Below are 12,168 nucleotides of genomic sequence, written 5' to 3'. Positions count from 1 at the left end.
CGATGAATTCAACGGATCTGGAATCAACTACCGACTTACTTGTCAAGATCGCCCTCAAAAGGGGAGGTATGGACAATATTACCTTGGTCATGACCAAATACTCCCCAGTCTGAGTTGATGTTCACCGGCGACCTATTGCAGAATGACAAGATCCTCCCCTCGTCCACTGTTCCTTCTGATTATCAACGGAGACATAGCTGCTATCCGGGGGAAGAGATGTCTCACACGCATATTGACACAGAAGGCTTTCTGTTAGCGGCCAAGTCCAAGGTCCCCACCTCGCAACTCATTTGCCAGAATGTTTTTGAAAAATGAGGGATATATGGATTTTTTCTATATGTTGTTGCTAAACAATCTATTTGTCCAAAAAGATCTTATGATTACTTTTTGCCAACGACAGTGAGAATTATATCTAGTCTGAATGAGGCAAAAATGGAAATTATAGAGAAAGAATTAGGAAGAGTAAAAGTCATATTTAATGGTGAAAACGAACTTGTCACCATTGAAGGAAACTATGATAAATTCGAGTGTATAGGAGTAGGATCTGATGCCGCGGTGTTTCGCTTTATGTACAAACCGCATCTCGCTTTTAAAGTTTATAGTATTGAAAAAATAAATAAAATAGCTAAAGAGACAGAAGTTTATTTAAAACTAGGCCATTCAGAATATTTTCCGCAATTTTACGGCAGTGGATCAAATTTCCTGATACTGAGTTACGAAGAGGGAATAACCCTGTACGACTGCCTGTTAAAGGGCATTCATATACCGGAAACAGTTATTCAAGATGTAGAAAATGCACGAAATTATGCCTTTAAAAGAGGATTAAACCCGAGGGATATTCATTTAAAAAACATTCTTCTCCACGAAGGCAGAGCTAAAATCCTTGATGTTTCTGAATATATGAACCCGGGAAATGACAAAAGGTGGGAATATTTAACGACAGGATATCATGAATATTATAGCATAATCGATGGAAAAGCACTGCCACACTGGCTGATAGAAACTGTGAGAAAATGGTACAATCAGAAACAAAGAAAACAAACTGACACTTTTAACGTTCAAGACTTTGTTAAAGAACTTCTCACTCTTTTCAGAATCTAGCCCGTATTTCTCATCGGCCCAGGCGATACATGACGACCTTTCTGTGATTGCATTGCAGCAGTTTGGTAATGCTATTAGCGAGAGCGGTGGATATGGAGTGGGATGTTACGCATCTTGGGGTGGTTGTCCCATGCTGCGCTTGTCCGGGTTGTACTGGAATATGCAGGAGGAGAATCGTACAGTATCTGGCCAGACAAGACCGCTACTCTCCCCGATGAAACGGCCAGGGATCCGGCAGCGCTTAAAGAAGCTCACTGACCAGCATGTTAAACAGGATGGTCTTGTCTTTAATTTCAAGGTGTACGAAATCCCTGAGATAAATGCCTTTGCCATGGCTGACGGAACAATGTGTATCTATAGTGGACTGATGGACTGATGGACATGATGGATGACGGTGAGCTGCTTTTTGTCATTGGTCATGAGGTGGGGCATGTGCTGAAGGATCATGTCCGCAAGAAGATACGGCTTTCCTATGCAGGTTGGGCGGTCCGAAAGGGTGCTGCATTCATTAAAGGAGTAAGGCATGGATGATTTATTGGGTAAGCATTGGCATCATCTGCCAGTGGATGAAGTGGTGGAGATGCTGGAGACTGATACGGAAAAAGGTCTTGACCTGTTCGAAGTCAAGCAGCGCATGGAGCAGTACGGCCCCAACACGATCAGCACCAGGAAGGGAAAAGGTCCTTTACAGCGCTTTCTGCTGCAGTTTCATCAGCCGTTGATCTATATCCTGATTGCATCAGGCCTTATCACCGCTGTGCTTCAGGAATGGGTCGATTCCGGGGTTATTTTCGGGGTGGTGCTGGTGAATGCCATCATCGGCTATATTCAGGAGGCCAAGGCGGTCAATGCCCTGGCTGCCCTGGCGAAGACCATGACCAGCGAGGCCACGGTGTTACGCCAGGGAGAGAAGACGCGCATTTCTTCAGACGAGCTGGTGCTTGGCGATATTGTCTTTCTGCAAAGCGGCGACAAGGTGCCGGCCGACATGCGCTTTTTGCAGATACGTAATCTGCAGATCGACGAATCGGCGCTCACCGGCGAGTCTGTCCCGGTGCAAAAATCCGTGAACCAGCTGGAGCATGACACGGGCCTGGCCGATCGAATAAACATGGCCTATGGTTCAACCCTGGTCACCTACGGCCAGGGTACTGGCATTGTCACGGCCACTGGGGATCACAGTGAAGTGGGTCGTATCTCCCAGCTCATCTCGTCGGCCCAGGATCTGGCCACGCCCCTTACCCGTAAGATCGATCATTTCAGCCACATCCTCCTCTATGCAATCCTGGGTCTGGCGGGGATCACCGTGGGCGTGGGGCTTCTCCGCGGCCAGCCCCTTTTTGACATGTTCATGGCGGCCGTGGCGCTGGCGGTTGGCGCCATTCCCGAAGGACTGCCGGCGGCAGTGACCATAACGCTTGCCATCGGTGTATCGAGGATGGCGCGGAAAAATGCCATTATTCGCAAGCTACCGGCGGTGGAGACATTGGGCAGCACCTCGGTTATCTGCTCGGATAAAACCGGCACCCTGACCGAAAACCAGATGACCGTGAAAGAGATAATGGCCGGCGGCTTGTGGTATGAGGTGAGCGGCAGCGGTTATGACCCTTTTGCCGGGAAGATTCATGCTGACGGTCATGCTGACGGCGCTGATCTTGATGTCACTGCCCATCCCGCGCTATTGCAATGCCTGTGGACCGCGATCCTTTGTAATGACAGTATGCTGGTCGAAAAAGACGGCAACTGGCAGGTGGAGGGTGACCCCACTGAAGGGGGACTGCTGACGGCGGCACGGAAGGGCGGGCAGGACATATCAATCATCGAAAAAGAGATGCCCCGCCTTGATTCGATACCGTTTGAGTCGGAACATCAGTATATGGCCACCCTGCATGATAGCCAAGAGGGCGAGTCGCAACGTGTCTATATGAAAGGGGCGGTGGAGGCAATCCTTGCCCGCTGCGATTCCATGCTCGCGGAAAAGGGTGATACGCTTCAGCTGAATGCGGATGCTGTCTTGAATGATGTCGAAAAAATGGCGGCCCAGGGTTTGAGGGTGCTGGCCTTCGCCACAAGGGAGCTGCCTGTCGGCGCTCGAGAGATTCACCACGAAAACGTGGCGTCCGGCCTCACCTTCCTTGGCCTGATAGGTATGATTGACCCACCCCGACCCGAGGCGATAACGGCGGTCAAAGTCTGCCAGGCCGCCGGTATCCGGATCAAAATGATCACCGGTGACCACGGCCTGACTGCCGCGGCCATTGCCGGGCAGCTTGGGCTGGGCGGAACGGTGCAGCTTGATGCCAGGGCTGTTCCTGTTCTCACCGGAAGTGATCTGGAGAAGCTGTCGGACAGTGAGTTGATCGATGCGGCTGAAAAGACGGCGGTGTTTGCCCGAGTGACTCCGGAGCAGAAATTACGGCTGGTTGAGGCACTGCAGGCCCGGAGGCAGGTCGTGGCCATGACCGGGGATGGGGTGAATGATGCCCCGGCCCTCAAACAGGCCGATATCGGGGTAGCCATGGGGATCACCGGTACCGAGGTGTCCAAGGAGGCTGCCGATATGGTGCTCACCGACGATAACTTCAGCTCCATCGAGGCTGCGGTCGAAGAGGGGCGCGGGGTCTTTGACAACCTGACAAAGTTCATTGTCTGGACCCTGCCCACCAATCTCGGAGAAGGGCTGGTTATCCTGGCTGCCATCGTCCTTGGCGTTACCTTGCCCATCCTCCCCGTGCAGATCCTCTGGATCAATATGACCACGGCCGGGTTCCTGGGTCTGATGCTGGCCTTTGAGCCTAAAGAGCCGGACATCATGCTCCGTTCGCCGAGGGATCCCAAAACGCCCATACTCACCGGTCGGCTCATCAGCCGGATTCTGTTGGTGGGAGGGCTTCTTCTGCTTGCCTCCTTCGGTCTTTTTCAGTGGGAGCTGGCGGCAGGCGCCACTCTTGCCGAGGCGCGCACCGTGGCCGTCAATGTTTTTGTCATCGTTGAGCTTTTCTATCTGTTCAACTGCCGCTCCTTGACAAAATCGATTTTCCGGCTGGGATTTTTTTCCAATATGTGGGTCTTTGGCGGTGTTGCCGCCATGCTCCTCCTGCAGATTTTGTACACCTATCTGCCGCTCATGAATACTCTGTTTCAGAGCGCGCCTATCTCCATGGAATCATGGTCCCGCATCCTTGGGGCCGGTGTCATCGCTTACCTGGTAGTCGAGTTTAAAAAGTGGCTGCAGGTGAGAATGACATAGAGTTGTTGCGGGTGATAAATTGAATTCAAGAGATAAACAGATTGCCCCACTTTGTTTATTGGCATTGGCGGGGCTTTTTTCCCGACCATTTTGATAGACTTCTGTCGATGGTACTCTACAATTCCCTGGCAACGGTTATTGGTATCCTGAAAGACCGGGAGAATCTTGCCCATGAACGGCTGCTGAAGGAAGAGAGGTTGGGAGCAATGGGAAAATCCCTCGCCGCCGTACCCATGTTATTAAAACACCGCTTGTTGTCATCGAAATCTGTATCAGATTTCTTTGCCCTCTGCTTTTTCGGCTCTGAGTACAGGTGTAATCAGGAAGTAAGGGGCGAAATCTCGGAGATCATGCGAGGTTTTCCGCCGCATAGCAGGAGAGTTCAACAACAAGTTGGTTACACTGTGGTTCTTGATTATTTATTCCGCGAAATTATTCTCATAAAGAGATCTCTAACCAGAGAAGAACTAAATGTCAGAGGTTTGCTGAAACTGCGCAATTGGTCGTCGTGTGAACCTCAGTTTTGCCGTTGCGGCATTTGTCGCCGCTTATCCTTCGTCGCCGGCTTCTCAGGCGATTGCCGAGCTTGCTGAAATCATGACGGCGAGGGAGGGACTACCGTAATGATGGAAACCTCGGAAAGAGTTGCCTGGCTATCCATAATATTCAATCTGGTCCTGGTGGGCATCAAGGCTGGACTGGCACTTCTTTCCGGCAGTATTGCCGTCAGGGCCGATGCCCTTCATTCTCTCACCGACGTCCTTTCATCGGTTTTTATCCTGATCGGCATAAAGATATCAAAACGTTCTTCCCGCGCTTTCCCCTATGGCCTGTACAAAGTGGAAAATCTGGTCGCTCTCGGTACCTCCGTACTCATTGTTTTCGCCGGTTATGAAATTCTGAAAGAAGTTTTCAGCGGTCAACTGTCCCTGCCAACCAATATTCCCATGACCATCACCGGCATCGTTGCGACCATTGTCATTGCCTGGCTTTTTTCCAGGTACGAATTGAAGATCGGTGTACAGACAAGCTCTCCCAGTCTTGTTGCCGACTCCCGTCACATTCTGACCGATGTTCTGTCCTCCCTGGTTATCCTTGCCGCCCTGGCTGGCAGCGCCATCGGTTTTGCCCTTGATCGCTATGCCGCGGTAGTGGTCGTGCTGTTTATCGGCCGCTCCGCCCTGGCCATTTTTCTTGATTCGGTGCGCGTCCTGCTTGACGCTTCGCTTGACTCCGCCTCCCTCAGCAAAATTCGCGATCTGGTCCTTGCCGATCCAAGGGTACTGGCAATCAACGAGCTCTGGGCGAGAAATGCGGGACGCTATAAGTTCGTCGAGTTGGACATAACTCTCCGTGTCAAGGAATTGCAAAAGGGACACCAGATATCGGAAGAACTGGAAAACAGGATAAAACTGGAAATATCCCAGGTTGATCGTGTCCTGATCCATTATCAACCCCAGGTACCGCAACATCTCACCTACGCTATCCCCCTTGCTGGAGATAAGCAGACCATTTCCACTCATTTCGGCGAGGCTCCCTTTTTTCGACTATGCAGTCTTAATAGCACCGGAGGTGACGTTGTCAAAGAGCATGTCCTTGCAAATCCCTACCTTCGCGAAGATAAAGCCAAAGGGATAAAGGTGGCCAAGTGGCTGCTGGAAAACGGCATTGATATATTGTTGACTCATCAGGATCAATCAGGAAAAGGACCCGCTTTCGTTCTGGGCAATGGTGGTGCGGAGATCTTGCTTACCAGGGAAACCGATTACCAAAAAGCATTGGCGGCTGTGCAAGAAGACATGCGAAGATGAGATGCACGATGTTCATGTTATTTGCAAACAGGCCCCAAAGGGAGAAAAACATGGTGGATGAAATTCAAGTCAAAAAAGCCCTACAAACCGTTCTGCATCCAAAGTTGCGAAAGAGCCTTGTCGATCTCGGCATGATTCGCAACATCACCATCAAAGGCAATGTAGTCGATCTGACTCTTGCCCTGAAATCGGATCGTGGCCCGCTGAAGGACAAATTCGTTCGGGATATCGAACATCTGCTAGGGGCGATACCGGGTGTCGCCAAGGCAGATATCGACGTTGTCACCTTGAGTCGGGAAGAGAGCGAGCGGCTCTTTCCCCAGGTTCCCCTTGAAGGAATAGAAAAGATCAGCCGATTTATCGCGGTGGCGAGTGGTAAGGGCGGAGTAGGCAAAACCACTGTCGCGGTCAATCTGGCCGTGGCTCTTTCCCGGATAGGTTTTCGGACAGGGCTTCTCGACGCCGATATCTATGGGCCGAGCGTTCCCCTGATGCTGGGCCTGCCGGAGTCGCTGCGGGAAGAGGGCGGCATGATCCTTCCCTGCGAGAAACATGGCCTGCGCATCGTGTCCCTGGGCATGACGGCCGGCGAGACTGACGCTTTCATCTGGCGAGGTCCCCTCGTATCGAAGATGATCCGCTACCTGCTGGGGCGGGTGAAATGGGGTGAACTCGATTTTCTGGTTCTCGACCTGCCGCCAGGAACCGGGGATCCGTCGATCACCATCGCGCAATCGATCCCGCAGGCGCAGATCCTGATGGTCACCACTCCGCAGGAAGTTTCTCTGGCCGACGTGCGGCGGTCGATCAGCCTCTTCCAACGACATAACCTGCAGGTAGCGGGCCTGATCGAAAACATGTCGTACTTCCGGTGCGGCCATTCCGCTGACCCAATCCAGATCTTCGGCAGCGGCGGCGGCGAGAAACTCAGCCGGGAAACCGGCCTTCCCCTGCTGGGCGCCATCCCGTTCGACCTTGAGCTCGGGCGCAGTGGCGACAGCGGCGTGCCGCTCATGTTGTCGGCGCCAGACTCCGAAGCGGGCCTGGTTTTTCAGCAGGTCGCCAGGGAACTGAGCAGACAGGTCGAAGACGTTCATCAAAAAGCGTCGTGAAGGAGATGTTATGGAAACCAGCTTTCTGTCGGCGCTAGCCGCAAGTTCTTTGGCCGCCCTCGTCACGTCCATCGGCATCTACACGATCCGCAACTTCGCCGAGTGGGGACAGCGCAATACCACATATTTCATATGCTTTGCGGCGGGGGTGCTGATATCCGCCTCGTTCCTCCACATCATTCCCAAATCCTTTTCCATGAATCCTCACGCACCCGTGTACCTCCTGACCGGCTTTTTCGCATTATACTTCTTCAACCGCTTTGTCACCGCCTTCGTCTGCCAGAAAGACACGGAAAAAGCCCAGTACAATATCGGAATCGTACCGATGATCGGCATCGGCTTTCACTCGCTTATCGACGGCTTTGTCTATTCAATTTCCTTCACGGTAAGTGTCTTTACCGGCTTTATCGCCACGACCGGCATGATATTGCACGAATTTCCCGAAGGGATAATCACCTATCTGCTGCTGCGTAAAGGCGGGTTCAAGGAGCGGAGCGCCCTGATTCTCGCCCTGGCGGCAGCCGCCCTGACGACGCCTTTGGGGATGCTCATTTCATACCCGGTCATAAGTGTCATCGACAAACCGACGCTGGGGGCCTTGCTGTCGCTCTCGGGGGGCACGCTGGTATACGTTGGGGCAACGCACCTGCTGCCGAGGGCCGAGCAGGAACACAAAAAATATAGTTTCGTCGCCCTGGGCGGCGGCGTTCTCGTGGCCATCATAATCGTCTTATCCAAGGGGTGACGGTCTTCCGCGGGATTGACATGGGGAGCTGAAATATGACAACGATCGCATGCGACATAAAAGATAAATCCCTGGCCGATATTGGACTGGGACGGATAGAATGGGCATTACATGAAATGCCGGTATTGCAGCTTCTCATGGAGCGTTTCGCCCGGGAAAAGCCGCTGGATGGGATACGCATGAGCGGGTGCCTGCATATCACCGCGGAGACTGCCAACCTGGCCCGCGTTCTTGTCTCGGGAGGCGCTGACCTCATCCTCTGTGCCAGCAACCCGCTCAGCACCCAGGATGATGTAGCGGCAGCTCTAGTGGATCATTATCGGATTCCTGTTTTTGCCATCAAAGGAGAAGACAATCAAACCTATTATCAACACATAAACGCCGCTTTGGACCACCACCCTCAAATAACCATGGATGATGGCGCCGATCTGGTGTGCGAAATGCACAAAAACAGACGGGAACTGCTGAAGGACATGCTGGGCGGGACGGAGGAGACAACCACCGGGGTCATTCGGCTGCGGGCAATGGCTCGTGCAAACGCATTACAATTTCCCATCATGGCCGTTAACGATGCCCTGACCAAGCATTTGTTCGATAATCGTTATGGTACGGGCCAGAGCACCCTGGACGGAATTATACGAGCCACCAATATTTTACTAGCCGGCAAGGTCCTTACTGTGGCGGGATACGGATGGTGCGGGCGGGGGATTGCAATGCGCGCCAGGGGGCATGGCGCTCAAGTGATTATTACCGAAGTCGATCCCCTCAGAGCGTTAGAGGCTGTGATGGACGGGTATCGTGTTCTGCCGATGCTGGAGGCGTCGGCCGTATCCGATTTTATCGTTACGGCTACCGGAGATAAAAATGTTGTTGATCAGGACCATTTCGAAATAATGAAGGATGGGTGCATCCTGGCAAATGCGGGACATTTCAACGTCGAGATCAATATTTGTGCCCTGGAGAAAATGGCTGATAAAAAACACCGACCCAGGCAATACGTCGATGAATACCATTTACCTTCGGGTCGGACTATCCGCCTGCTTGCCGAGGGGCGCCTGGTCAATCTGGCGGCCGCTGAGGGTCATCCTGCCGCGGTAATGGACATGAGCTTTGCCAATCAGGCACTCTGTGCCGAATTCATCTGCAACAGCAAGAACCGCCTGGAAAATGCGGTTCATGCCGTTCCCGGTGAAATTGATCGTCAAATTGCACGCTTGAAGCTTGAGGCAATGAGAATAGACATTGATACCCTTGCGGAAGAACAGGAGCGGTATTTATCCTCCTGGGAAGAAGGCACCTGAGAAGAGATGAATGAAACTCTTAAATAACCCACACCTCGACCGAGGGGCATGTACGTCACCACGGCGCTGCCCGAGGACAACGTGCGTATCGAAGCCGCATTGCGGGAGGTTCTGTGCACCGGTTTCATCGAACAGGTGTGGGTGCAGACCCTGTCAAAGTCGCTGAAGGAGATGCGTGAGATCGAACCCCTGCGCTTTGGCTACGGGCAGGGGGCCTTTGTCGTGGTCAAAGTGCATCGGCCCTGAATCATCCAAACATGTACGGCTTACCCAGACCTGCAGCCTTTGCTTATGACGGCCCCGGACGGGATTGTTTGCAGAGGGTGTTACTTTATTTTTCGCAGATAAAATTTTTTGCCTTCATGCACCACCGCGAGGAGACGGCCTTGACCAATCAAGGTATCGATAAGCGCCCAATCGGCTCCTGCCTTTGTCAGAAACACTTCGACAGCCTCTTCCTGCATGGGATGGACGGCAACGATGTTTAACAAGTCATCTTCAACATTTCCGGTGAACGAAAAATCGTTGCCCTCATAGCCGAACAGGCATTGTACCTTTTCGACATGCTTACCGATAACCTGATAGGCCATATTCAGGACGGTTTCCGTCGGTGGGTGAACACCTCTCTTGGCAGGAGGTCTTGTCGGAACAGACAGATAAGCTTTTGCCGGTTGAAGTCGCGCCAAATATTCGGCCACATCTTCAATATCGCGAGAACGGTCGTTCACCCCATGGACAAGCATTGTCTCGGAAACTAATTCACCTGCAAATTCTGCATGAAATCGAAGTATGGCCTGCAGTATTTCGGGGAGATCCAGGTCGCCATGGGGCCGGTTAAGTCGTTTCCAGGTGTCGTTTGATACGGTGTCAATTTTGAGAGAGACCCAGTCCGCGCCGGCCAGATCATTCCTGACGTTTTTTTGCCAGATGAGCGAACTATTGCTGATCACGGCAATTGGTACACCCAAAGGCTTCAACAGATCGATTGTCCTGCCCAGGTTTTCATCCAGAGTCGGTTCGCCATCAGGAACGAAGCTCAGAAAATCTATTGCTTCACCCACTGTCCCGGCTTTCTCTATCTTCTGTTTAACCTCCTCCAGGATGGTGGCGGGATCATAAAATGTCTGTCGGGAAATCTGCTTTCTGTCCGTCCTGCCGACCTGGCAGTATATGCATGAATACGAGCATACCTTCGGCGGGATATTGTTGATCCCCAGACTACGGCCCAGGCGCCTTGATGGGACCGGACCGAATGTGATTCCAGGTAAATTCATGGTATATCCTCTGGGTCAAAAGAACACCTTGAATCGGCAGTGCTGTCTGCCCGGGGAAAAGAGGTCCCGTTCACCATGTGTTGACCATGCTTTTCATTTTCGCCGGTTCCGCATCAACTCCCGCGCCTCCTCTTCTCTGCCCAGGCGCATCAGGGTGTTGGTCAAGACTCTCGCCAGAATATCGTCTTGCGGGAAAAACTGCAGGCCTTCCTGAAGTATCGCTTCAGCTTTCCGGTCAGCGCCCTCAGCCTGGGCCAGCAGGCCGAGGCCCCAATATGCCCGTGCGTCGGGCGCATATTCAAGGGCTTTGTAGTAGAGTTCCCGCGCCAGATCCCGGGCCGCACCTTCGGGCAGGGCGTGGGGGTAGTCCCCCCGATCGAGGGTTAAGGCCAGACGGGAGAGGAAACCGGCGTGAAAGGGAAAAAGTTCCTTGTCGTCGACCAGTTCAAGAGAGTGGAAAAAATCCGGGATGCTTGCCGCGAGTCCCTGTTTCAGGTTTTTTCCGAACTGGGCAACCATTTCGGCAGAAAGCCTTTTATCGATCTCAAAAAGAAACAGGTCCTCTTCGTAATGGAGCCAGATGTCGTCTGTAGCTCCGGTCTGGGATTTGAAAAGATCGTAGAGGAATGTTCCCGGGAATACTGACAGGACGTGGAAAATTGTGACCAGGGGGCGGATGGCCCTGAGAAGGCGGATGGTGTCCTTTACCGTTTCAGGACTTTCGCCGGGACAACCGTAAATAATATAGGCCCTGGTCAGGATTCCGAAGCTGGTGGTTAAAGTAAAAGCGCGGTGGATCTGTTCCTCGCTGAATTTTTTATTGAGTTCGTCGCGGATGCTTTTCGACCCGCTTTCCACACCAAAACTGATCTGGATGCAGCCGGCCATACGCATGGCCCTCAGCATCTCCTGGTCGATACAATCCACCCGTGAGATGGCGGCCCAGGTGATGTCCAGCTTCTTCTCCACGATCAAAGCGCAGATTTCCAGAACCAGTTTCTTTCTCAGCGTGAAAGTATCGTCACTGATGTGAAAGAACCGATGACCTTTTTTGTACAGGATTTCAAGCTGGCCCACAAAATAGCCGGCCGAATGGAAACGTACCTTGGGGCCCCAGAACTTCGGCGATCCGCAGAATGTACATTTTCCAGGACAGCCACGGCTAAGCGCCAGGTGATGAAAAATGTAATGAGCGGCCGGCATGGGCAGGGAATCGAGATCCTCGATGAGTTCCGCGTCCTTGTTTCTCTGAATGGTGTTGCCGGCCCTGAACGTCAGACCGGGCAAATCGTCGAAGGGTTTTTGCGCTTCGACTCGACGGATAAGTGCAGGAAAGGTTATTTCACCTTCTCCTCTGACAATGATGTCGATCCAGGGAAAGTGTCGCAGCAGATGATCGTCGAGAAAAGTCGCGCCAATCCCGCCGAAAACAATGGGAACGCCCGGGAAATGCTCCTTGAAGATCTTCGCCAGCTGGATTCCGCCCCAACGGTTGGCATGGAAGATAGAAAATCCAATCAAGTCCGGTTCGAGCGTTGCAAGCGCTTCCTGGACGACATGAGGTTTATTTTTTA

At 52.4% G+C, this 12,168-nt stretch carries 12 protein-coding genes; 10 read left to right on the top strand and 2 right to left on the bottom strand.

Annotated features, from left to right (window positions below):
* Positions 1–432: 432 nt before the first annotated feature.
* From ACYQ8U_RS21810 to ACYQ8U_RS21765, 10 genes are all read left to right on the top strand, one after another.
* The gene (locus tag ACYQ8U_RS21810; RefSeq protein ID WP_459947682.1) at positions 433–1,101 is read left to right on the top strand and encodes a serine/threonine protein kinase; all 669 of its coding nucleotides are present in this window, start codon (positions 433–435) and stop codon (positions 1,099–1,101) included.
* Positions 1,102–1,203: 102 nt separating this feature from the next.
* The gene (locus ACYQ8U_RS21805) at positions 1,204–1,359 is read left to right on the top strand and encodes a hypothetical protein (protein WP_459947681.1); all 156 of its coding nucleotides are present in this window, start codon (positions 1,204–1,206) and stop codon (positions 1,357–1,359) included.
* A 117-nt stretch (positions 1,360–1,476) separates the two neighbouring features.
* On the top strand, positions 1,477–1,632 hold the full coding sequence (locus tag ACYQ8U_RS21800; protein ID WP_459947680.1) for a M48 family metalloprotease: 156 nt from the start codon (positions 1,477–1,479) through the stop codon (positions 1,630–1,632).
* Entirely contained in the window at positions 1,625–4,351 is a 2,727-nt protein-coding gene (locus ACYQ8U_RS21795; RefSeq protein ID WP_459947679.1) for a cation-transporting P-type ATPase, read from the top strand. The genes ACYQ8U_RS21800 and ACYQ8U_RS21795 overlap by 8 nt, the downstream gene beginning before the upstream one ends.
* Positions 4,352–4,458: 107 nt before the next feature.
* Complete coding sequence (locus ACYQ8U_RS21790; protein ID WP_459947678.1) at positions 4,459–4,944, top strand: hypothetical protein; 486 nt, start codon at positions 4,459–4,461, stop codon at positions 4,942–4,944.
* A 30-nt stretch (positions 4,945–4,974) separates the two neighbouring features.
* Positions 4,975–6,162, top strand: a complete 1,188-nt coding sequence (locus ACYQ8U_RS21785; RefSeq protein WP_459947677.1) for a cation diffusion facilitator family transporter — start codon at positions 4,975–4,977, stop codon at positions 6,160–6,162.
* Positions 6,163–6,212: 50 nt separating this feature from the next.
* Positions 6,213–7,274, top strand: coding sequence for an Mrp/NBP35 family ATP-binding protein (locus ACYQ8U_RS21780; RefSeq protein WP_459947676.1), 1,062 nt, complete (start codon positions 6,213–6,215; stop codon positions 7,272–7,274).
* A 10-nt stretch (positions 7,275–7,284) separates the two neighbouring features.
* A complete protein-coding gene (locus ACYQ8U_RS21775; RefSeq protein ID WP_459947675.1) occupies positions 7,285–8,019 on the top strand; it encodes a ZIP family metal transporter in 735 nt (244 codons plus the stop codon).
* Between the two features lie 35 nt (positions 8,020–8,054).
* Positions 8,055–9,320: an adenosylhomocysteinase gene (gene ahcY, locus ACYQ8U_RS21770; RefSeq protein ID WP_459947674.1), complete on the top strand. Its 1,266-nt coding sequence runs from the start codon at positions 8,055–8,057 to the stop codon at positions 9,318–9,320.
* 81 nt (positions 9,321–9,401) lie between these two features.
* Positions 9,402–9,566 (top strand): hypothetical protein, encoded by a 165-nt coding sequence (locus ACYQ8U_RS21765; protein ID WP_459947673.1) that lies wholly within the window; start codon positions 9,402–9,404, stop codon positions 9,564–9,566.
* Positions 9,567–9,646: 80 nt separating this feature from the next.
* On the opposite strand, the gene ACYQ8U_RS21760 is transcribed toward ACYQ8U_RS21765, so the two are convergent.
* Together ACYQ8U_RS21760 and ACYQ8U_RS21755 are read right to left on the bottom strand one after the other, a co-directional pair.
* Positions 9,647–10,594, bottom strand: coding sequence for a radical SAM protein (locus ACYQ8U_RS21760; RefSeq protein ID WP_459947672.1), 948 nt, complete (start codon positions 10,592–10,594; stop codon positions 9,647–9,649).
* A 93-nt stretch (positions 10,595–10,687) separates the two neighbouring features.
* The coding region (locus ACYQ8U_RS21755) for a radical SAM protein (protein ID WP_459947671.1) at positions 10,688–12,168 on the bottom strand (1,481 nt) is incomplete at its 5' end.

This window comes from Desulfocastanea catecholica (genome assembly GCF_054657295.1).
The sequence above is the reverse complement of the archived record's forward strand: the minus strand, read 5'-3'. Positions and strand labels throughout refer to the sequence as shown.

Coding starts and splice junctions, on each gene's coding strand:
- ahcY (WP_459947674.1), top strand. CDS start 8,055: ATGACAACGATCGCATGCGACATAAAAGATAAATCCCTGGCCGATATT.
- ACYQ8U_RS21790 (WP_459947678.1), top strand. CDS start 4,459: ATGGTACTCTACAATTCCCTGGCAACGGTTATTGGTATCCTGAAAGAC.
- ACYQ8U_RS21805 (WP_459947681.1), top strand. CDS start 1,204: ATGTTACGCATCTTGGGGTGGTTGTCCCATGCTGCGCTTGTCCGGGTT.
- ACYQ8U_RS21800 (WP_459947680.1), top strand. CDS start 1,477: ATGGACATGATGGATGACGGTGAGCTGCTTTTTGTCATTGGTCATGAG.
- ACYQ8U_RS21785 (WP_459947677.1), top strand. CDS start 4,975: ATGATGGAAACCTCGGAAAGAGTTGCCTGGCTATCCATAATATTCAAT.
- ACYQ8U_RS21780 (WP_459947676.1), top strand. CDS start 6,213: ATGGTGGATGAAATTCAAGTCAAAAAAGCCCTACAAACCGTTCTGCAT.
- ACYQ8U_RS21810 (WP_459947682.1), top strand. CDS start 433: ATGGAAATTATAGAGAAAGAATTAGGAAGAGTAAAAGTCATATTTAAT.
- ACYQ8U_RS21775 (WP_459947675.1), top strand. CDS start 7,285: ATGGAAACCAGCTTTCTGTCGGCGCTAGCCGCAAGTTCTTTGGCCGCC.
- ACYQ8U_RS21760 (WP_459947672.1), bottom strand. CDS start 10,594: ATGAATTTACCTGGAATCACATTCGGTCCGGTCCCATCAAGGCGCCTG.
- ACYQ8U_RS21795 (WP_459947679.1), top strand. CDS start 1,625: ATGGATGATTTATTGGGTAAGCATTGGCATCATCTGCCAGTGGATGAA.